This is a genomic window from Candidatus Steffania adelgidicola (assembly GCF_020541225.1).
In the GTDB taxonomy this organism is placed as follows: domain Bacteria; phylum Pseudomonadota; class Gammaproteobacteria; order Enterobacterales; family Enterobacteriaceae; genus Steffania; species Steffania adelgidicola.
On record NZ_CP045889.1, the window covers coordinates 1,249,077 to 1,272,271 of the forward strand.

The following is a 23,195-nucleotide window of genomic DNA, read 5'->3' on the forward strand; positions in this document are numbered from 1 at the left end:
AATTATACCCCCCCCCTGATTAACGCTGCGATCACATCGCCCATTTCTCGAGTGCCGATTGCGGCGAAACGGGATAAATCCGCAGTTCGGTTGCCGGCTTCTAGCGCCTGATTTACTGCACGCTCAATCGCTTCTGCAACGATGTCCAACCGTAGGCTATAACGCAATAATAAGGCTACGGACAAGATCTGTGCCACAGGGTTAGCAACATCTTTCCCAGCAATATCCGGTGCAGAGCCACCCGCTGGTTCATACATCCCAAAACCCTTTTCATTTAAACTCGCGGAGGGTAACATACCCATCGAGCCGGTAAGCATTGCGCACTCATCAGAAAGAATATCACCGAATAGATTAGAGCAAAGTATCACATCAAACTGGGCAGGATCTTTAATCAGCTGCATACTCGCATTATCTATATATAAATGTGATAACTCCACCTCTGGATAGTTCTTCGCGACCTGATTCACCACTTCACGCCACAGCATAGAGCTTTCTAACACATTTGCTTTATCAACAGAAGTTACTTTATTGCGTCGTTTACAAGCAGATTGAAAGGCAATCTGGGCAATGCGTTCAATCTCAAAGCGATAATATACTTCAGTATCAAAAGCATGCTCATGTAACCCGATACCTACGCGACCTTTCGGATGACCGAAGTAAATACCACCGGTCAGTTCGCGAACACATAGGATATCAAACCCGCGCTTAGCGATATCATCTCTAAGAGGACAGAACATTTCTAACCCTCGATACAAGCGTGAAGGTCGCAAATTAGAAAATAAATTAAAATGTTTACGCAAGGGTAATAATGCTCCACGTTCCGGTTGTGCTTCCGCAGACAAATGTTCCCATTTTCGACCACCTACCGATCCAAATAAAATCGCATCTGCCCTCTCACAGCCGGAGATAGTGCAAGCAGGCAATGGGCTCCCGTGACGGTCTATAGCGACACCCCCTACATCATGTTCACTAGTAGAAATATGCAGGCTGAACCGTTGGCAAACTGCATTGAGGATTTTATAGGCCTGCTCCATAACTTCCGGACCAATACCATCTCCAGGTAAAATTGCAATATGGTAGGTTTTACTCATTATCGCACCCTTTCCTGAATATCTTGATTAGTATTATTATGGTCGTGAAGGCGCTGCAGTGCGATGCCAACCTGTTTTGCACGCCAGATATTATTCATAGCATTCACCATGGCCTGAGCAGAGGACTCTATAATATCCGTAGCTAGACCCACACCGTGGAAACGGCGTCCCTGATACTCCACAACGATATCAACTTTTCCCAGCGCATCCCGACCATGACCTTTAGCAGTTAGCTGATACTTTTCCAACTGAATGGAGAAATGTGTAATGCGATTCAGCGCTTCATAGATGGCATCTACTGGACCATTACCAGTAGCTGCTTCAACATGAATTGTATCAACACAGGCCAGTTTTACCGATGCAGTAGAAATATCGGCGGAGCTAGATTGAACGCTAAAATATTCTAGACGAAAATGCTCTGATTGTTCCTGCTGATTATTGATAAATGCCATCGCTTCTAGATCGTAGTCGAAAACCTGTCCTTTTTTATCGGCAAGTCTTAGGAAAGCGTCATACAGTGCTCCCAGATCATAGTCCGTTTCCTGATAGCCCATTTCCTTCATGCGGTGTTTCACGGCTGAACGGCCTGAACGGGAAGTTAGATTTAACTGTACTTCTTTTAAACCAATAGTTTCCGGTGTCATAATTTCATAATTCTGACGATTTTTCAGCACTCCGTCTTGATGGATCCCGGAAGAATGGGCGAAAGCATTGGCACCTACCACTGCTTTATTGGCGGGAATTGGCATATTGCACAATTGACTGACTACCTGGCTAGTGCGGTAGATTTCGTGATGGTGAATATTAGCATATACGTTTAGTAAGTCATGACGCACTTTAATAGCCATAATCACCTCTTCCAATGCAGTATTCCCAGCACGTTCGCCGATACCATTAAGAGTACCTTCCACTTGACGAGCACCAGCCTGGATCGCGGCAATAGCATTACCAACCGCCATACCTAGGTCATCATGACAATGTACCGAAATAATAGCCTGGTCTATATTAGGGACCCGTTGATATAAAGAAGTAATAATACCACCGAACTGATACGGGGTTGTGTATCCTACCGTATCAGGAATATTAATGGTGCGGGCGCCGGCGTTAATAGTGGCTTCAACGATACGGCATAGATTATCAATCGGAGTACGGCCGGCATCTTCGCAGGAAAATTCCACGTCATTAGTATACTCGCGGGCACGCTTCACTGAGTGCACTGCCATTTCCACGACTTGATGAAAGCTTTTTTTCAGTTTAGATTCCACATGCAAGGTTGATGTAGCTAGAAATACATGGATACGAAAATCTTCCGCTACTCGCAGCGCTTCAGCGGCGACATCAATATCGCGATCTACACAACGAGCAAGACCGCATACTCGGCTATTTTTAATCTGACGTGCAATCGTTTGAACCGATTTAAAATCACCGGGAGAGGATACCGGAAACCCTACTTCCATAACGTCAACGCCCATTCTTTCAAGCGCTAGCGCAATCTGAAGTTTTTCTTTCACGCTAAGACTCGCCTGCAGCGCCTGTTCGCCATCACGCAGCGTCGTATCGAAAATAATGACTTGTTGGCTCATGGTCGATCCTTATTCTGTAGGTTTACGCATACGGCAGGCATAAAAAAACCGCGCACTGCGCGGGTTTTAATCTAGAATGCCCTAAATTTAGTTTTGAATACCCTGCACCAGCCCGCTGCGGACAAAGTTCGCGTGTGGCAGGCTTAGTAGTTGAACAGACACGAATATAAACTCTTTGAGTTCCAGTATCATATTTAATTAATGAAGTCATTGGTACCGTATCCAACACGCGCTGTCAACCGTTCATTCTTTGAGGGTACGAACTGGGTAGGATTTGCCGATGAGTGCTTTTACGCACTCCTTGATGAACTTCATGCGCAAGAATGAAATAACATACCGATAAGTCTCGATACTTAGTAGAGTATCTTACTAATCGGCAATACGATAGCGCAATAAATATACATTTGTTTCCAAGAAAGTTTCTTACTCCGGATCCATATTATCAACTCATTGAACAGTCTTATATAGGGAATTAAACATGATGTAAATATAATAGTACAGTCTTGATAAGACATATCTACTATATCTTAAGAAAACCAGCAAGGCGTTTTATTCTACATCTTCGCATTGTACGCTAGGAGTAAAAATTCATCCTTCCCTTAGGGGAAGGATAGTACTGCAGTCATCCTCAAGCAGAATATAAAATTAGGTAATAAATTACCTTAGTGGTAGAATATAAAATTTACATTTTATTTATTTCGTATGGTTATTTTTACTGCTGGCATATACCAGTACGCTGTAAGAAGGGAATGAATCATACAATTGACGTAATGCTTAGGCCATCAGCAAACTTACCATTCCAGTGATGCTCTTTCTGCTTCATACCACTAACGCCTTAATCAGTATCGCAATTATTCATATCCAATTAAATGTCAATACTAGTACTTTTTAGCTAAAACAGCTTTTCATTGATTGGTTAAGATGGCTTTGAAGATAGGAATATATAAGTGATATCAGCACTAATCATAATAGTAGATTCTCTAGTGAGAGAGCGTCAATATCGACACACAACTTAACTTTAATCACATAGTTTATATAAACTATAATACTGATATTTGATATGTAGTGATATCTACACGAAAAGTGAATCGCTTAAACACACAATGTTCTATTGTCATCTTTTATCAAACAAAATACAATCATTTATTCACTTAGTACTTACCGAATAATGGTTGCATCGTAGTAATGAGAGCTGAAACTTAACCAATGTTTTTAGATAAAATAGATTTTTTTATTCTTTATCCTACTACTATTGAGCGTTTTTTAAAATTTAGGATTTTACTCGTATATTAGACTCATTGCAAATAATAAATTCTTATATATTATTCAATTATCCTATTATGAATTTTTATCGTCTTGATGAATCGATAAGTTGGGGAAAATATTTTCTACTGCATGCTCACCTTGTTTTCTTTATCCAATAGATATTATTGATAACTGGAGGCCGGGTTCAGTACAAGAACACTTTATAAACAAACCAAGCTACACAAAATACAGAAGATAAATAAGAGTATTTGTCAATTTCTAAGTTCAAATAAATCCATACGTTGATACTATGTTACATATCCTAAACATGAAAAATACAGAATATAAATAGCGAGCATCTCATTACGAATGATATTAAATTGCGAGTTTTTAATAGTGTACTTGTCTCTCACAAAGAGAGAGCAACATCCCTATTGTCAAAACACTAAACAAACCTAAAAATTTTTATAAAAATTGACATATTATTCAACATGTTCAAATCCATCAGATCCATTAATCTATTCAATAATTAATAATAAATATTTTTTACTTTATTGGATTGATCCCTCCCATCTCCAATTATTATATTAATTCTTGTCTATGATATTTTATTGTATTAAATGATTATTTAAGATAAAGTCTTGTATCGTCTTTATTTATATGCTAGGAAAAACACCTCTACACTTCAAGACATAAATCATATTGCACACTCCGCGTATTGAATATTCTTAACTCGCTAAAATTATTATTTTACAAACAATGATAATATAATAGTGTTGACGATTATAAACATGTTTTATATCGAGTCTAGACGATTCTTATACCGTTTAAAAAAAAGAGATAGCTCCCTCTAAAACAAACACGTTGTCTTTTAAAAGACTGGCTAAAAATGTGCGGATAAATATCTATTTTTTACCGCTTTGCGCGGTAGTTTAAAATATTTTCGTATAAATAGAATGTGGGGAATGAAAAAATAAAACATTAATTACCATAATCTAAGCATCAAACCTGAAAGTTCAGCACACCATGACTTTCGAATGTTTTCCATAAAAAAATAAAATAGAAATAGTTATTTTATAGATATAACTTTCACTACTTGATATTTTTATCTATTATCAAAAGATAATATCATATCTAATATATGATATTTCTTAAACATTCCTCACCACACATCTTGAACATGTATTTTATTAGATACTGATCAGTAATGGAAGGAGAGTTCCCCACGTATCTATAGAAGTTAATATGGAGGATAGTACTTAGAGTCCACTATCTATAAAAACGGGGGTCAGCACGCTATAGAAATGTCATAAAAGTGACTTTTTTATCAAATATTGTAATATGGTAACTCTTCTTAATATAAGAAGAGGATAAAACGTAACCATCTTAAACAAGATCTAGCACAAATATCTAATTATATTTATGAGGCACTGGTATGAATCCAGATTTTTCAAGAACAGAATGGAGCGACTCTTCTTTAAAATAGAAAGACCACTTTACTAATATGTCATATATTTCCCATTTCTATCTATAGAAACCCTATGTAATCCACATTACTTACATATGTATAGATAATGTAGTTAAAACAAAAAATCGTTTATTTCTATTTAAATATCTTCATCAATCGTGTGATAATAAGAAGGGAATCATGGGACTAGTGCAGAATATTATTTTATTAACATATAAAAATATGCGATAAGGTACTCATTTAATTATAACTTTACTATACGTAAACAATTAATCAATTTTTCTTACCACAAGAGAATTTATTACGAATAGGCTGGATCATTATTAATCCCAAATTGATTATGTTCCAATAATCCTATAGTCTTCTCTTACGCTTCTCAGAACATGAAGTCTGATACATTATGACCTCAAGCTTATTAAGCGTGTATCCAGATGATAAAGGATTCCCTTTTTATAAAAATATTTTTTTGATATCATAAACCCTAGGTTTATAATAAACATTGATCCATATTTTCATAAAATAACAACCTAACCCAACGTTAATATCTAAGATAGACATAAATAAAAAATTTAATAGATCTTCTACCTTAATACAGAATATCAGTTTTTAATATAATAAGTATATTCAATATCACATCTCTTAACTATACTCAATATTCACACAAAGGTAACTTATTGTATGAACTCGGATGACCATAATTTCTACTGTTTCAGAATAACACTAAAATTTTTACCAGAATAAGCAATAATCTTACGGTGATCGCGATAAGAGTTGCGTAAGAAAAATATTCTTAATGAGCCTAACATTTTAAAAAATCTTTAAAAAATAAGAATATAGAAATGTTCTTTATAATCATTATATTTTTGTAATTAATAAAGAGTTACTTCAGAGATATCAGAACGATTAATTAATATCGATATATTGACTTATTGTTTATTTAAAGTGTCGCTTAAAACGTAAGAGTACTGATACCTATACTAATGAAGAGAAGTAATTACAATATTCTACTCCCAACCAATTCCCCTATTACCCCTTATCCATAAATAAAAATAATCGATAAGAATTAATATTCTCGTACATGATTGTATGCTGATCTACGAATTCATCCTAAAATGAGAATAATGCAAAACTGATTGAATCGGGGTGGAAAACATGAACTACAAATTCATTATTTTTATTCTATAGCAGTGATTTTAGATTACCTTTCACCTAACATGTTTGCTATTATCATAATAGTCACTTCACAGAATGTTAGGTGTTAACATAGTATAGATAATCTATACCAGCTAGCACACGGTAAACTTAACCTCTTCAAAAAACAACTATACTCCATTTTTGAGTATCCTGAATTTTCAAAAATGAGTCGTGACTTAGATTTGTTCATTAGGTATATTCTACATTTTTAAAATGTATCTCAAAAGAGAATTAATGTAATCTGTCTTTGTTTTAATAAAAACTCATATGGTTAGATGGTTAGATACCATAGTCATTTAGCATTAAGCGCTGCCACATTATATCCATGAGCAATATTTAGAAATTCTTTAGCTGAACATCTACTCTCAAGACATTCTAAATAGGCATATCTTACACTCTTACTGAGATCAATATGCATAGCCTGGATTGCAAGAGACTATACGGAGGATAATGTATTGCCTGCATAATACTTTCCTGATCCATATTGAAAAGATATGATCAAGTAACTGGCTATGCTAATACTGTTATCTGTCTCAGAGAATATTGGCTGCCCTAATAAAGATAAACTTTAGTCTCTTCTGTAAAAGAAGAGAAGAAATGGCTATTTTACTCTTGATTAATACTTAATAACATCAACTTTACTTAATATACAGAAGCTACTAACTAAACATATTGTATTTATCAGATACTATCGAATACAGTTATCATATAATAATTAACACACAGATTCATATAAGGAAGCATATCACTTAAATTCCCATTTTTAGATTAAACGTCTTATTTTTAAGACTATCACTTGTTTTTAAAAACAAAGACAATATATGACAAGATTATTCGAGGGTCTATGACCATCCACCATAATCAAAAGTTCTGCGTGACAAATTATTCTGTTCACATTATAAATGTGTGCTTAAAAAATAGATTTAAAATTGTTTAATTTTAAATTTTTTCAACAGTGTTGTTTATACTATATCTCTTGCCGGAGTAACAACGCTAATCACATCGAGGTAATAATGAGTGAAATGATATCGGCTACCGTTTTATTATTTTTAATAATGGATCCCTTAGGCAACTTACCGATTTTCATGTCGGTTCTTAAACATCTTGAACCAAAAAGGCGACGAATTATTGTCATCCGAGAAATGTTAATAGCACTACTGCTTATGCTTGTTTTTCTGTTTTCTGGGGAACATATTCTCTCATTCCTCAGCCTGCACACCGAAACGGTATCAATTTCCGGTGGAATTATTTTATTTTTAATCGCTATCAAAATGATTTTTCCTGCGCTAGAGGGAAATAGCTCCGGACTTCCAGCAGGAGAAGAACCGTTTTTAGTACCACTAGCCATTCCACTAGTAGCTGGACCCTCCATTTTAGCCACATTAATGCTCTTATCTCATCAATATCCTAAAAAAATTAATCAGTTGATCCTAGCATTGCTAATCGCCTGGGGTCTCTCTGTCGTCATCCTCATGCTATCAAACGTCTTTTTGCGATTGTTAGGCAATAAAGGGGTAAGCGCTCTTGAACGATTAATGGGATTATTATTAGTCATGATCTCAACCCAAATGTTCCTAGACGGCGTTCGCGCTTACCTTCGTGTATGAAAAAGTAAATCAAATACCTTTAATGGTATATCCTGTAAGATGTGTACGGTGGTGGTTTTCTTTTAATATTCAATCCTACGAGCTCTTCAGCTCAGTTTGGATAGCTTCGATAACCCGTTATGTCTCATTGAATGATCAGGTTGTACATTGTTTTTAATTTTAAAAAATAATCGCCTTATGGAAAAAATATTGCACATGCATGAAGAAATTAAATAATATTTTTATTCACTAATCTTCCTCAATCATGGGGCTAGCATTGTAATTTATCTAAAAATTACTAGATTAATCTAATTTAATTATAAGTCTATTTCATTTTTCATATAAAACGATCTTTATATTTTCATAAAAAATATAGCTAACCACTCTAATTTTACTTAATCAATACAGATTATACTGAGCCTATCCATTTCAGAATAAATACCGTTTTTTATATTTAACAAATACAAGATGAAAACATACTTTGATCGCTCTTCGTGAAATCTTTTCATATGTGACGTCTTATAAAATACTTAATCCTTTTAGAAAGTGGACTTATCCATATCTAATCTTGAAGTTCAGATACACATTACTTCACTCTTTTCTTGCTAAGAATTATAGGTTTTATTGCCAATGTTACTATTCTGACAAGAATCGTAATAAAAAATACAGTAAACAAAAACATTATACAGTTTTATCTCTGTAGTTCGAAAATAACTTTATTTCACAGCTTAATAACCTGTTCTCTATCCTTAGATAGGATTATAAAATATATTAAGCAACGATTTATCAAAAACTAAAATAGGATTCTTTGGTAGAAAACTACCATGTTTTTTACATGTTCTTCAGAAAGACATTATTTGATTAAAAATTCACGCTTAATTTTCTGAAAAAGATCATTTATTCTCTCCGTTATTTTATGAAAAATTTTATATACATTTATTTACTCTAACATATCTCGCTTAGATTTATTTTTTCTTATATAGATAAGAAATGTGGGAATTTTCCTGTACTCACATAATAAGAATGGAACATAAAGAATTTCGCAATACAACTACGGATTTTAATTTCTTTCTAAAACACAAGATAACAATTCATCTAACACGCTTCTTATACGATCTGAACCAAACACCTGAATTAACTATTTAATAAATATTGATAGTGTAATTATAAAAAATATAGAAATTCTATTTTGAGATGAGAAAATCCGTCGCAATATCGATACTGACTCGCAAATATGTGTCTACTAACACCAAATATTAGGTTATTAAGACTAAAATACACAATAACAGATAAACTATAATCAAGCGATAAAATTGATGATCAAGAAAAAAATATTCTATTAATCTACTCTATTTATTCTATAAAATAACTTAAGATCATATTATAGTAATACACTTCTCTCTAAAAGAGAGACGTTATCCAAAAAAAAGTATTGAGTAGAAAATACCATTTAATCTATAAAAGATTAATTCCTGGGAATTCTTGCATTTTTAAAAGAAAATATTAAGTTGGATACGCTTAAAATTAAGGATTTTATCAAAGTTATATATATGAATAAGCATTTCTCTTATTCATAAGAATAACAATAACATATAAGATGTTATCAGAACCTTATATCTAATGACGCTCTTAGCAATACATCCGATACATTAAAACTCATTAAATCATAAGATCAATAAAAGAAAAAGATTTTTATCTCAACACCATCACTTAAATCGACGCCTATAGTGGCTAAATAGAATGCAGTGTTAGGTATCAAGTGGGGTTGAAAATTCAGGAATGAACATGTAAAACCTATAAAAAGAGAAAAGCAAGGTTACTAGAGAACCCGCAATAAATTATAGAATAAATAACAATACAATCTATAAACAATGAGGAATACATGGAGAATCGCTATATTGGATGCTTACCCGATTTCAGGTTAATTTATATGGAAGGTGTATTTTTTCATAAAAATCGAAAGATTATATATCAATATCATGCTATTTATTTAAAATACGGTATCACTTACTTGAATCATATCACTAATATCTATTGTCTATATAGACAATAGATTCGAAAATTCATAAGTGTATACTGATATATAAAGTTTAAGTGGTATTCAAGAAAGTATATATGATTTATCAATCAGTTTTTTATCCATGTTGGCTTACAAAAACCAAATCACAATCATAAAATATCTATAAAATCAAATAAACCTCATTAAAAGTATATAATATAAATATTACAACATTATTTTAAGTAAAATGTTTTCAAAAATAAAGTAAAGCAATTTGAATTTATGCCTCGCATATTAAACATCTCCCTCGAAAAACCATCTTCCTTTCAGAGCAGAAATGTTCCAGTACACAATACCTCGATAATATACAATCATTAATTACAATAAAACCATATGCATTAGAACAAGTTGCATGACAAACATGTAATTTCCTCGTGAAGTCTGTTAAACTTTATAATTGGAGGTGTTAGATAAACGATTTTATAAATAGATGGAATTACTTTTAATGCTAAAAATTTTTAATACACTCACGCACCAAAAAGAAGAATTTAAACCTATTAAAGCCGGTCACGTTAGTATCTATGTATGTGGCATCAGCGTGTATGATTTGTGCCATATTGGCCATGCACGCACTTTTATCATTTTTGACGTCATTACTCGCTATCTTCGTTATCGCGGATTTAAAGTAAAATATGTCCGTAACATTACTGATATAGAAGATAAAATAATTCAACGTGCATCTGAAAATAACGAAAGTTTTCAGTATCTTAGTAATCGTATGATTAAAGAAATGCACAGAGATCTTGATCAGTTACATATCCTACGTCCAGATTATGAACCACGGGCAACGCACTACATGGACGAAATTATTAAATTAATTGACCAGCTCATAAAAAGAAAACATGCCTATATAAGCTCTAGCGGAGATGTGATGTTTTCTATAGAAAGCGCTAGCGATTATGGCCGCCTATCCCGCCAAAACCCCAAAAAACTTCAGGAAAGTACTCGAGTTACAAGGGAGAATGGCAAACAAAATTCCATGGACTTTGTACTGTGGAAAATGTCTAAACCCGGCGAACCAAGTTGGCCATCATCATGGGGGGTTGGCCGGCCGGGCTGGCATATTGAATGTTCGGCTATGAATAACCGAGTACTTGGGCATCATTTTGATATTCATGGTGGAGGCTCAGACTTGATTTTCCCACATCACGAAAATGAGATTGCACAATCCACTTGCGCTTATGGCAGTCCCTACGTAAATGTTTGGATACATGCCGGAATGGTGATGTGTAATCGTGAAAAAATCTCAAAATCATTAGATAACTTTTTTACTATACGTGACCTCTTGAGGAATTATGATGCCGAAACACTGCGTTATTTTCTGATGTGTGGTCATTATCGAAGCCAACTAACTTACAATGAAGATAATCTTCAACAAGCGCAAACAGCACTTGAGCGGCTTTATATAGCACTGCGAGATACGGATAAAACGGCCGCGCCCAGTGGAGGAGAAGAATTTTCATCACGATTTATTATAGCAATGGATGACGATTTTAATACCCCAGAAGCTTATTCGGTCCTATTTAGCCTAGCCCATGAGGTTAATCGCATGAAAAGTAAAGATATGAGGGAAGCACAGGGCATGGCTGCAACATTGCGACATCTTGGTAACATTCTTGGACTGCTTCATCAAGATTCCATTGCCTTTCTGCAAAAACGCTACATAGATGATTTAGATAATCATGAAGAGATTTCTTCTCTAATACAACAGCGAAACTCCGCACGACAATCCCAACAATGGGAAAAAGCAGATTACGCCCGGGAAAAGTTAAATGCATTGGGAATCGTGCTAGAAGATAATACCCAAGGCACCTTTTGGCGTCGAAGTCAAAAGTAAAAAAATAAAGGTCGTGATGATCCCCTCGCAACGCTATCCCACTTATCTCAAATCTCCTCAATATTAAACAACACGATATAAAATCAAATAATTTCACAAAGAGCACTTTAATCGCAAGGTGCTCTTTCTTTTTTTTCATTTTATTTATAGTCTATTAGTAAATCAATCGGATTTATATCCAATAAATATACAAGCATGTACTCTATAAGCATTGATTCACTAATATTAACGGATAATTATACTAATTTCCTCCTTTCACTTAGCGATTTTAACTAACCAATTACATAGACCTTATCTCTATCATTATCAATGATAATAGTATTATCTCTATTCAGAATGGTTTTCTTATCCTTTCAATCAGATTGATTATCAATTTCAAGCCAATTATCTACTCGCTAAAGTATCTTACATAAACTTTTCCTTATAAAGAAGTTTTCTTTATAGAAGAAAAAATGTTCTATCCTGAGTTTATATGGTTTAATCAAAATAAAATTACTTAGCTATATAGCTATGACGATTAAAAATAAAAACACTACCACAATAATATATAAACAATAGAATAAACAATGTAATTGATGGATTTTAAAAAGAACGACCCTTCTCTTTAAGAAAGAGAGCACTCGCTTTAAAATATTGGGTTATGATGGATTCTATTATCAATAAATTACTAGGCCGATCAAATCCCACTAAAACAATCGCATAATATAGAGAATATACGTACCAACAAAAAACAGAAGCATAAGGAATAAGATGACTTATCATCAAATCTGATATTAGACAACAACTATTAATACCGAGATCACTCGTCTCTTTTACTACCCTAGTAGTGCTGACATAAAACATTTATTTCTTAGCAATTTAGTATTGTCAACAATATTTTAACGTTATTAGCTTCATCCTCAATATCGTTATGTGAGGAAGAGGTCGGCATCGAAAAACCGTATAAGCTTACAGAGCTTCTTTACAAAAGAAGAGTGTATACGCCGTAAGATATTTTAACTTCTATCGTTTATTTTATCGTCATCCGTTTTATTTTTCCGAAATGCAATAACGCGATTAGATGTTTTATTACGGGAACGAAAATAGCCTGTAAATCCCTCGGGAATATAAACCAAACAGTGTTTACTTCCGGGACAATGTATCGCTAGGATCAGATAACCAAAATTATTGGTTTCCCGCATTGGCAACCAGAGTTATAAGCAACTACGGGTCTAATAGATAATATCTATATTTCGATATAACTCGAAGAAATACTGACACAGGGCAATCTAATCAGATTAAAATCCAAACATAGAATGCTACAATGGAAATCAGATAAAACACCACATTCAACACATAATCAGGATCGATCAGGATGCCATCTTTTCAACCACACAATACAAATGCACTTATAGTTACCAAATAGGCGATTTCGTAACATTGCGGTAAGCTCATGTACCGACATCTCAGAGATGTAAATCACCAGATAATCACCCGAGCGAAGCGGCTCAACTAGAAATCGCTCTTTATCCACAGCAATTTCTAAAAAAATATTTCTTACTGAAAGTGAATTCAACCTACAGCTACCATTACAGCGACGGTTAAAAAAATTACGTTCAGCATCTCAAAAATCAGCGGAGAGATAGTAGCTGTTGGAAGGTTATCGATATGGAATGTTTCAAAACTTCTACTGTATATCGCATATCGATATTCATTGCAGTACACATGTGACTTACCTATCACCATCTGAGGCAGGAACGGCACTGACAGATTATCAACATAATTAAAACCCATATTCTTTAGTACGCGCTAGCGCAATAGATTTAAATAAATTGGATCAACTTCTGACTATCATAAATATTATCATGATATATCCCTCCCCGACTCGACCATACTGATTGACTCCACGGCAATACAGAAATACCTCCACAATCCTCATCCCGCGTCCAGAACGGGACCGAGACATCAGTTACCATTTTTCGTCTCAATCATGATTTGATATAACTCCTCATCGCTTTTCGCAGCGCGCAAACGACGACCAATAGTTTTATCCGCAAGTCGCTGCGCCACTAGTGATAAGGTATATAAATGGGCTTTACAGAGTTCCACTGGGACCAGTAGTGCAAATAACAAATCTACAGGCTGATTATCGATAGCATCAAACCCTATAGCCTGTTTAAGACGGATAAATACCCCTACTGCACGCAATGTATCTTCTTCCAGCTTACCATGAGGAATCGCAATACCATTACCGATACCAGTACTACCCATACGCTCACGTGTTAATACGGCATCAAACACCACTTGTGGTGAAAGGTTAAGTTGCTTTGCCGCTAGTTCGCTGATAATTTCCAGCACTCTCTTTTTGCTTTGGCAGTGAATATCGCTACGGGTACACTCAATGTTTAATACTGAATCGATTTGCATTGTTATCTTGTTACTCATGTCAGGTCACTTAGGCGCTGGTTAACCTTTAAGACTCATTAGCTCGCTAGTTATTATAGATATAACGAGACAATATGGGGTGTCGGTAGCGTTATCGGCTACGTTAAAGTAATACTGTTTTCATCTCTTTCTCTGCGTGTTTCATGATCATATAGATAGATCGATTTATAGCGGCATCCACATCATTCATTTCTATGAAATAGGTTATTTAAACACGCTTACAATATCCCTTCGCTACAAGAATCTGCTATATTTTCCCGTTTTTAAGACAATACATACCTAAAAGTATAATTAAAGCACTATCACACTTCGTGATTTTTATTTCTATCAATTCTCGTAGAGTGTTTGTGATCTTTATATCACCTCCATCATCTTGAGTGTCATAGTGTATTCCTTCCCTGTTTAGATTAAAAAATATTTTCGGCAGTTCAGAGATGAAATGAATATAGACGTTTGATATTTTAACATTTTTTCATTATCTTAGCCTGATGAGATAATAGGTAAGTAAGCTACCACTAAACAGTCTTTCTAGATAATTTATAGAAATAGATCTTGTAATTGATATATAAAAAGACGTTAAAGACCATTTTCCTCTCCTTATTCTTTTGATGTAACTAAAGAAAACGTCTTAACTTAAAGATAAAACTATTCTTTTTTTATTGGAGTATCGATATCTGACAGTGGAAAAGATAATTCTCTATTTTTCTTAGGTATAAAAGTGATTTTCTGGATTTTTAATCAGTTCAGGCATCTTCTAAAAACGAATAAAAGGTGAACTTTTTATTTAAAGCATTATGAATACTATTTATCACTACCTACTGATGCTTAATAAAACGAACGGAGAGAGTGCTTTATAGTGGAATACTTGGTAGTTGAGAAGCACACATTATGATACACCAGAATTAATAGACGGCTTTAAATGTAAATGCAGAGGTTAGAAAGCGCTCAATCACTTGCGTGAAGATAGTTCTTGACTTTATTTAAAGGTAGTAGAGTACGAAAATCATGCATCTACAGAAGACTAAAATAATGACTGACGCGAAGTCTTACCGCATTTATTAAGAAAAATCGAACAAAGACGATGAAATCCTCAAGCATGGGAAATAATAAGAATTATTATATCAGTACATATACAGTTAAATGTACTTAATATCTTTTAGCAATAATTTAATGTTATCTTAAGTTAAAATTTCACTGTCTATATTCTATACACTCTCATCTAACGTCACTCATAAAAAACCAATGCTGCTAAAAAGCGGCAACGATCAAAATAAGGACAGTGGGATCCAAGACGTAGCAGAAGAAGAGCAACTCTTCCTACCATATAAGATAGTCCTGCAGGATTTCGATTGTTTTATTCTGATAAACCAAAAATCATCTATCCTGATAGTTAGTAGTGAATACTGTACTATTTCAATATGTTTTATTCTACACAAGCCTAATCTGCAGTGATTCCCTCGGATTTCTTCTTCTGTTATCACAGATGTATCTAGCACTCAGGCTATTTCCTATCTTGTATCGGCAGCGCGTTATCCAGATCAGTTTCATTAAGAAAAAGAATAGGTTACAGAGCTATCTAAATTTCCTGGTAGAGTTTCATCATTGAAAATCGCACTGGACGGATTACCTCTTGTAAAAGAGGTGTCATAAGTGCTTGCTCATTTAGTTTGAATGATAAATAGACTGCATATGTTTTGTTAACTATTCTTATACACTACGGCAGTGATATCACCGAATTAGAGACGAAACTCTTCACCCAAATAAACACGTTTGACCTGTTCGTTAATCAAAATATCAGCCGGTGAACCAGATGCAATAAGCTTCCCCTGGCTAACAATATAAACTCGCTCACACACCTCGAGCGTCTCACGCACATTGTGATCAGTAATAAGTACACCAAGGCCGCTATCGCGTAAATGTTTAATAATGTTCTTGATATCTATCACTGAAATCGGGTCAACACCGGCAAAAGGTTCATCAAGTAATATAAATTTAGGATTCGCAGCCAATGCACGAGCAATTTCCATTCGCCGTCGTTCACCTCCTGATAAAGACTGGCCAAGATTGTTACGAAGATGGCGGATATGAAATTCCTCCATTAAGTCTTTAGCCCGGTCATGGCGTTGTTCAGTAGTAAGATCCGTACGAATTTGCAATACTGCCATGAGATTATCGAATACACTAAGACGACGAAAAATTGAGGCCTCTTGCGGTAAATACCCGATGCCGCGACGTGCTCGGATATGGAGGGGTAGAAGGCTAATATCGTCATCATCCATCATGATGCGGCCAGCGTCACGAACAATAATACCAACCACCATATAAAACGTAGTTGTCTTCCCAGCTCCGTTAGGCCCCAGCAATCCTACAATTTCACCAGAGTTTACCTGTAGGCTAACGTCTTCTACTACACGCCGCCCTTTATAGGTTTTAGCTAAATTTTCTGTAATTAATGTTGCCATAAATGCTTCACTTAACTATTGAGATCTTTATTTTTATTTTCTTTATCCGGAAACTCCGCTGGTAACAGTACAGTAGTAACCTGATTACCTTTGTTGCTGAAAGCCTCCATTTGCTTTTTATTGACGAAATAGATAATGCAATCAGCATTCACATTGGTGTTTAACTGCTCCAGATACGCATTACCTGTCAAAATCAGTAAATTATTTTTGGTTTCATAACGCACCTTCTGTGCACAACCGTGTATCGGTTTACCATCGTCCTGCAATTGAGAAAAGGTAACCGGATTCCCGTACCCTTCAGCTACTTCCTTATCATCTTTACCAGCGAAACGAGTAATTACTACGCGATCGGCACAAAGATTAATAGAGCCGCGTTTAACCACAACATTACCAGTTAGGGTAACAGTATTCGTCTGCATATCTATTGCCTGCTTTGCAGAATCGATATAAATAGGCTGTTGATTATCACTGCTCAACGCTAACGCTGACGCGCTAAGCATCATAAAACCAGCCGATAAAAGGTGACTCGAGATGATATTATAATTCAGCAAATGCATAATAAGTTTTCACTCTTTCCATCAACTCAGCTGTTTTGTTACGCAAATTGCAGCGCATCTTCATTCCGGTGGAGTTAAAACCAGTACCAGATAAGGTCACCTCATCATCTGAGAAGATCTCTTGCGTAATTAAATTAATAACTGCATTTTTTGTTGTTATACGTTTAAGCTGAGAGATATCAGTCAGGCTCTCTACTTGAATATGGCCATGTAAGTAAAGGAGTCTGTTTTGAATGAGCTTACCCTTATCCGCCTTCACCGTCCAAGCTGGCACTTTATTTTCATCAAAAGTCGTGGCACACGGTTTAGTAAACCAGGTTATCTGTGGCTCAGCAAAATAATTTACATGAGCAGCTACCAACTGATAATGAATCCCTCCTTCTGAGTTATACACTACCGTAGTGGTATATTCAGTCTGATAGGTAGGCTCACTGGTATTCGGCGATTTTGAGATTTTCGCTGTATCGGTGTCCGTTACATACCAAGCAGTTAAAACTAATGCGACTAATCCTAATAACGCCGTAATCCAATATATCATCCTACTCATATCGACTAACCTGTAGCATTATCGAGTTTTCCTTGTGCGAGTAGTAGCAGGTCACAGACTTCCCGTACGGCACCTCGACCGCCGGTAAGACGGGTAATGTAATTAGCCTTGGGCCACAATAACGGATGAGAATCCGCCACAGCCACACTTAGACCGACCTGATTCATTACCTTAGCATCAATCAAGTCGTCGCCTATATAAGCGACTTCTTTTTCCGTGAATGTCAGTTTACTCAAGAGCACTCTAAACGCTAAAGTCTTATCCGACAGCCCCTGATAAAGATGTGTAATGCCAAGCGAAGAACAACGGTCCTCTAAAAGCTTGGCCGACGAGCGTGCCGTCATAATAGCCACTTCAATACCAGATATTAGTAGACAACGAATACCATAACCATCTCGGACGTGAAACGTTTTAAATTCTTCACCAGTATTGCTCATATAAATTAAACCGTCTGACATTACGCCATCTACATCTAAAATCAACAGACGAATAGCGCGAGCACTTTGTAATACTTGGTATGATACTGGTCCATAGCATGTATCAACCATGGAGCTCTCTTGCATAATAATGCTCCTTTTATATAACGCCAGCACGTAACATATCATGCATATGTATTACACCTATTAAGAAGTCGCTTTGTGCTACCATCAGTGAAGTAATATTATACGCTTGCATGAGATTAAGTGCTTCCACTGCCAACGTATCGGGTAAAATCCGTACCCCACCCGGGGTCATAACATCACTAATAATCGTCCGATTAAGATCGATACCCATATCAAAAATTCGCCGTAAATCACCATCGGTAAAAATCCCCTTAATAATATTTTTTGCATCACAGATCACCGTCATGCCAAGATTTTTTTGGGTGATCTCTAGGAGCGCTTCTCGGAGAGAAGCTGTAGGGGCGATTAAGGGGACATCATGGCCGGTATGCATAATATCGCTCACGCGTAGCAGTAGTTTACGTCCTAATACACCTCCGGGATGGGATAAAGCAAAATCTTCAGCGCTAAATCCTCTTGCTCGAAGCAACGCTACCGCTAAGGCATCACCCATCACCAATGCAGCTGTCGTGCTAGTAGTCGGCGCCAAACCAAACGGGCAGGCTTCTTCTGGCACGTTTACACAAAGATGGATTTCCGCCGTTTTACCCATGGTGCTATTTAATTGTCCAGTCATACAAATAAGCGGGATGCGCAAACGTTTTAGTACTGGAATCAATGTTAATACCTCGTGAGATTCCCCAGAATTAGAAAGTGCGATAACAATATCCTGGGGAGATACCATCCCCAAATCACCATGGCTAGCCTCCCCAGGATGCACAAAAAATGCCGGGGTGCCAGTACTGGCGAAGGTAGCTGCTACTTTACGACCTATATGGCCAGATTTACCCATGCCCATTAAAACTACTTTACCAGCACAGCGAAATAGCGCTTCGCAAGCGTAGCGAAAATCGTCATTGATGTATTGACCCAGCTGTGCTAGACCCGCCCGCTCAATAGCAAGAACTTGCTTACCGGCAGCGATAAAATCAAAAGCCGGCGTGAATGTATTCTGCGACATAAAACATATCCTGATTGAGTCATAACGTAGATTTTTAATGAGGCATCGCTAATAATGATGTAATTGCATTGATTATTTAAAAAACTTGCATTAAAATTTGCACCAACTTCATGCTAAACCGCAATAATCCTTTATTCCTAAAAACTGATGCAGGCAATGCCTATTTGTAGGACTACAAATATCGCTATAATGTGCGTATATACATCTTCATGCAAATAGCGATAATAGATTTTCAGAACATCTTATAAAGATATATACCATTGCACGCATATTCCTTCATGTATAGATACAGTAACAAGTTTGCGATAACCATATTATATCACGATCTTAATACAATTAGGAAAATGCATATTTTCCTTTTTCAGTGTATTATTTCAAGTCAAAGAGAAAACCCATGTAAATATTTTTCTATTATCTGTCAGGATTCAATAGATGACTATATAGTCGTGTGCAATTAAAATCATGAAGGCAATATTATCTTATATGGATAAACTATCTATATTTTTTTATAGATCGATAAAATGCCATTGAATCGAAAATATATACTCCTATACAAAAGTATTATCAGGGCTATTCTATAGAATTAGAATATATAAATAAATGACGCAATATAAATTGCATTATATAGATTATAAAAAGCAAATATCTGTCATAACAGAGAACACTTTGTTTTGATTTTCCTTATTTTTATTCATATCCCTCCATTAAATTTAATTAGCTATAGACCTGTTGAACCTGTATGGCAATACTTCATCAGATACATGAGGTTTATAATAGCTAGTGAAATATTCAGCTGTTCTTAAATATCAGAACTCTTCACTAAGACTGTGAATCAGTTAGGAAATAAGTCTTTCTCTATCCCAACTTTCTCACACATACTACTAAAAGTAATGGATTCATTTTAAGACGGTTAAATTGAAGTTATTAATGGTTGTTTAGTAGATGGATAGCTCATGCTAGTCTTAATTAAGACGGGGTCTATTGATATTACCATCAAGTATTATTATTGCTTCCTAACACTTCAAAAACTCTGTGCTAGATGGTGGTTTTTATATATTCACCAAAAATCAAGGAAATAGATATATGGATAGGGAAAATATATATTGCGAAACATGTATGTTATGATTCTTCATAAGAAGAATAAATATTAAATTGATTCTATCATAACCTTTGGCAACAAAACAAAATGAGCATTAATAACCCTTGAGTTACTTAATATTCAAATTTATAGTTATAATCCACCGTTAGGAACGCTGATAACAATACATGCTGTTATCTATATCGTTCTAGGATTTCAAAGCAGTAGCCATCAATGTTTTTCTCCTTAGAGTCATGACGTTCCCTAAAAGTAGCATACCATTCATCTCCCTTATAGTCGGGAAACCAGACATCACCAGTCACTTCTGTATTTATATGAGTTAGGTAAAGCCTTGTGGCTATTGGGAGAAAATCTTCGTAAACTCTACCCCCACCAATTACCATCACTTCAGGCACATCACCCGCAGCAGTGAGCGCGTGAGCTAAAGTTGCCGACCAAATAATACAATTATTATTGACAGGATAGCTACTCAACACAATATTCCGTCTTCCTACTAACGGCTGTCCGATAGATTCAAATGTTCTCCGACCCATGATGACCGGTTTTTTAACTGTGTGATACTTAAACCAAGTTAGATCAGCAGAAAGATGCCAGGGCATGGCATTTTTCATTCCAATTACACGATCTATCGCTAAGGCAGCAATCAAGCTAATAATCATAAAAAAAACCTTATCAGCAATAACTTTCTTCATATTCTAAAGAAAGAGAATAGGGCTGTCGATGTAGTTAAGTAAATTAATTTCACCCAGAGTATTACAACTGAAAAAATAATCTCTACATCACAAATGGATATCCTTCTTATTACATAGACATATTCACATATATATGTATACAAAATATTATCGGTTCTAAACAACTGTCTCGTACAAGTGATAGCCCTTAATGTTATAGTTACTTAGTAATGAGAGAGATGCTACTCTAGTAGCATTACTTAAGAGTCATCAAAAATATTTTATCTGTCCTTCCTTAATCAAGGCGCTCAACGCAGCGGTAGATAGACAATTATCGTGAATATAGAAAATGACCGCTCTAAGTATAAATATAATCCCTAGTATTTTAGCTGCTAGCTAAAATACAGCTCCAATTTATTAAAAATCACTATATTCAAATATCCTGGTAATGGAGAAACCAAACATGATCTTGCGCTATATCGGGCATAGCTCTATATACACACTTATAACGCAACTTTCTTTAATATCAGCAAGTTCTTCGGGATCTATAATCAAAGTTCAGGAAATGCTCCTCTGTATCAGCCAGATCAAGATCACTCTCCAATAAGGGCGATTCTCTAGAAGAGAGGATATTCTGTATCGATCATAATAAATACAGGCATTACAATTATCGTTTGTGATTGATCAAAATACAATCATGCTATTGGCATGATCATTACCATGCCTATGTTTCTAAACCATTCCATCATTTTTCCAACGAAATTGTTTAGCAACTCCTCATAATTCTGAATCTCTGCCACCCATCTTTCTCATAATTATATAAGATCAATGTATTAGCAGAAAAGAAGTAGAGAATTTATATGGGATCACGTACAACACATCAAAATCCTAGTATCCAACAGTATAAAAATAGATTTATATCTGCATATGGACGAGCTTCTATAAATAGCACATAGTCAACCCCCCCCATCCTTACACCAGATTGCACATTTATCTCTTAATACAATCTTGAGGTCAAAACTGATAACTATTAGCGAGCGATATAATTATATGATATGTGAGATCTCACTATTGTTAATAAATCTGAGCCATCCTCATATTTTCTATTAAAAAATACACCCTTAAAACAGTGATGAGATAAAGTATCATCAGATACCACATGAGATATCTTATTGTTTTTTTAAAAATGTCACTCTTGGTATATTTTATAGACGCTTATTATATTATTCAAGAATAATATATTTCTGGATTATGCTTGCATACTATTTCTACTATGAAAATAGTAGGTTATGTAGTGATCACTGAAACCATCAAGTTACTTACTATATTTTTACAAAAAACGTCGTATAGGATATGATTTAGAATGCGTAAAAACATCTTCCTATAGATCATTTAGGGTACTGGACACACAATTGACACTGTGATGCTCCATTATTCATTTCTACTATTCTTGCACTTAGTCTCTACGTAAATAGTAATTCATTCCTAATCAAGAAGTGATAGAGTGTAGAAATTAACTCAGAATAACAGCAGCATTCTTTAGAAGAGACTAACTTTTTTTAAAAATCAATCGCTAGAAGTTTCTCAGAAACTAATACGATAATTCTTAAAATCTTTATGTTTTTAATGTTTCTACATAGTTAATTAAAGGAATTGATAAACCTTAAACAATAGATGTAGACTTCTTTTACCTGATAACTTTACCTAGTTATGAACACTAATCAACATGATGTTTTATCATCGCTTGTAAAACGGGAAAGAAAAATGAATCTTATTATCTAAACTAAATGAAGTATGAAACGTAAAAAG

Annotated in this window: 12 protein-coding genes and 1 pseudogene; 3 read left to right on the forward strand and 10 right to left on the reverse strand. The window is 35.1% G+C overall.

The features are described 5' to 3' along the window. Window positions 1–2 precede the first annotated feature (2 nt). Together leuB and leuA are read right to left on the reverse strand one after the other, a co-directional pair. Window positions 3–1,091, reverse strand: coding sequence for a 3-isopropylmalate dehydrogenase (gene leuB, locus GFK82_RS03570; protein WP_226810785.1), 1,089 nt, complete (start codon window positions 1,089–1,091; stop codon window positions 3–5). Continuing rightward, entirely contained in the window at window positions 1,091–2,674 is a 1,584-nt protein-coding gene (gene leuA / locus GFK82_RS03575) for a 2-isopropylmalate synthase (RefSeq protein WP_226810793.1), read from the reverse strand. The genes leuB and leuA overlap by 1 nt, the downstream gene beginning before the upstream one ends. A 201-nt stretch (window positions 2,675–2,875) precedes the next feature. On the opposite strand from leuA, the gene GFK82_RS03975 reads away from it, so the two are divergent. The 3 genes from GFK82_RS03975 to cysS all read left to right on the forward strand — a co-directional run bounded on the left by GFK82_RS03975 (window position 2,876) and on the right by cysS (window position 12,063). Further along, a complete protein-coding gene (locus GFK82_RS03975; RefSeq protein ID WP_282100976.1) occupies window positions 2,876–3,001 on the forward strand; it encodes a hypothetical protein in 126 nt (41 codons plus the stop codon). A 4,593-nt stretch (window positions 3,002–7,594) separates the two neighbouring features. Then, complete coding sequence (locus GFK82_RS03580) at window positions 7,595–8,188, forward strand: YhgN family NAAT transporter (protein WP_226810794.1); 594 nt, start codon at window positions 7,595–7,597, stop codon at window positions 8,186–8,188. 2,483 nt (window positions 8,189–10,671) lie between these two features. Continuing rightward, window positions 10,672–12,063 (forward strand): cysteine--tRNA ligase, encoded by a 1,392-nt coding sequence (gene cysS, locus GFK82_RS03585; protein ID WP_226810800.1) that lies wholly within the window; start codon window positions 10,672–10,674, stop codon window positions 12,061–12,063. 1,339 nt (window positions 12,064–13,402) lie between these two features. On the opposite strand, the pseudogene GFK82_RS03595 reads toward cysS, so the two are convergent. The 8 genes and pseudogenes from GFK82_RS03595 to folA form a co-directional block, all read right to left on the reverse strand. After that, window positions 13,403–13,654 (reverse strand): annotated as a pseudogene (locus tag GFK82_RS03595) (RNase adapter RapZ); the annotation flags it as partial. A gap of 353 nt (window positions 13,655–14,007) precedes the next feature. After that, window positions 14,008–14,487, reverse strand: coding sequence for a PTS IIA-like nitrogen regulatory protein PtsN (gene ptsN, locus GFK82_RS03600; protein ID WP_226810806.1), 480 nt, complete (start codon window positions 14,485–14,487; stop codon window positions 14,008–14,010). Window positions 14,488–16,223: 1,736 nt separating this feature from the next. Then, window positions 16,224–16,949: an LPS export ABC transporter ATP-binding protein gene (gene lptB, locus GFK82_RS03605; protein ID WP_226810808.1), complete on the reverse strand. Its 726-nt coding sequence runs from the start codon at window positions 16,947–16,949 to the stop codon at window positions 16,224–16,226. 11 nt (window positions 16,950–16,960) lie between these two features. Next, window positions 16,961–17,506 (reverse strand): lipopolysaccharide ABC transporter substrate-binding protein LptA, encoded by a 546-nt coding sequence (lptA, locus tag GFK82_RS03610; RefSeq protein ID WP_226810813.1) that lies wholly within the window; start codon window positions 17,504–17,506, stop codon window positions 16,961–16,963. Continuing rightward, the gene (gene lptC / locus GFK82_RS03615; protein WP_226810815.1) at window positions 17,487–18,053 is read right to left on the reverse strand and encodes an LPS export ABC transporter periplasmic protein LptC; all 567 of its coding nucleotides are present in this window, start codon (window positions 18,051–18,053) and stop codon (window positions 17,487–17,489) included. Before lptC ends, lptA begins: the two co-directional genes overlap by 20 nt. A gap of 5 nt (window positions 18,054–18,058) precedes the next feature. Beyond that, window positions 18,059–18,616 carry a 3-deoxy-manno-octulosonate-8-phosphatase KdsC gene (gene kdsC, locus GFK82_RS03620; protein ID WP_226810816.1) on the reverse strand — a complete coding sequence of 186 codons (558 nt, stop codon included), beginning with the start codon at window positions 18,614–18,616 and terminating at the stop codon, window positions 18,059–18,061. A gap of 13 nt (window positions 18,617–18,629) precedes the next feature. Continuing rightward, complete coding sequence (gene kdsD / locus GFK82_RS03625) at window positions 18,630–19,616, reverse strand: arabinose-5-phosphate isomerase KdsD (protein WP_226810818.1); 987 nt, start codon at window positions 19,614–19,616, stop codon at window positions 18,630–18,632. Between the two features lie 1,272 nt (window positions 19,617–20,888). Beyond that, on the reverse strand, window positions 20,889–21,374 hold the full coding sequence (folA, locus tag GFK82_RS03630; protein WP_226810824.1) for a type 3 dihydrofolate reductase: 486 nt from the start codon (window positions 21,372–21,374) through the stop codon (window positions 20,889–20,891). Window positions 21,375–23,195 lie beyond the last annotated feature (1,821 nt).

Excerpts from the sequence above, each read along its gene's own strand:
- leuB (WP_226810785.1), bottom strand. The coding sequence starts at position 1,091 with ATGAGTAAAACCTACCATATTGCAATTTTACCTGGAGATGGTATTGGT.
- leuA (WP_226810793.1), bottom strand. The coding sequence starts at position 2,674 with ATGAGCCAACAAGTCATTATTTTCGATACGACGCTGCGTGATGGCGAA.
- GFK82_RS03975 (WP_282100976.1), top strand. The coding sequence starts at position 2,876 with ATGAAGTCATTGGTACCGTATCCAACACGCGCTGTCAACCGTTCATTC.
- GFK82_RS03580 (WP_226810794.1), top strand. The coding sequence starts at position 7,595 with ATGAGTGAAATGATATCGGCTACCGTTTTATTATTTTTAATAATGGAT.
- cysS (WP_226810800.1), top strand. The coding sequence starts at position 10,672 with ATGCTAAAAATTTTTAATACACTCACGCACCAAAAAGAAGAATTTAAA.
- ptsN (WP_226810806.1), bottom strand. The coding sequence starts at position 14,487 with ATGAGTAACAAGATAACAATGCAAATCGATTCAGTATTAAACATTGAG.
- lptB (WP_226810808.1), bottom strand. The coding sequence starts at position 16,949 with ATGGCAACATTAATTACAGAAAATTTAGCTAAAACCTATAAAGGGCGG.
- lptA (WP_226810813.1), bottom strand. The coding sequence starts at position 17,506 with ATGCATTTGCTGAATTATAATATCATCTCGAGTCACCTTTTATCGGCT.
- lptC (WP_226810815.1), bottom strand. The coding sequence starts at position 18,053 with ATGAGTAGGATGATATATTGGATTACGGCGTTATTAGGATTAGTCGCA.
- kdsC (WP_226810816.1), bottom strand. The coding sequence starts at position 18,616 with ATGCAAGAGAGCTCCATGGTTGATACATGCTATGGACCAGTATCATAC.
- kdsD (WP_226810818.1), bottom strand. The coding sequence starts at position 19,616 with ATGTCGCAGAATACATTCACGCCGGCTTTTGATTTTATCGCTGCCGGT.
- folA (WP_226810824.1), bottom strand. The coding sequence starts at position 21,374 with ATGATTATTAGCTTGATTGCTGCCTTAGCGATAGATCGTGTAATTGGA.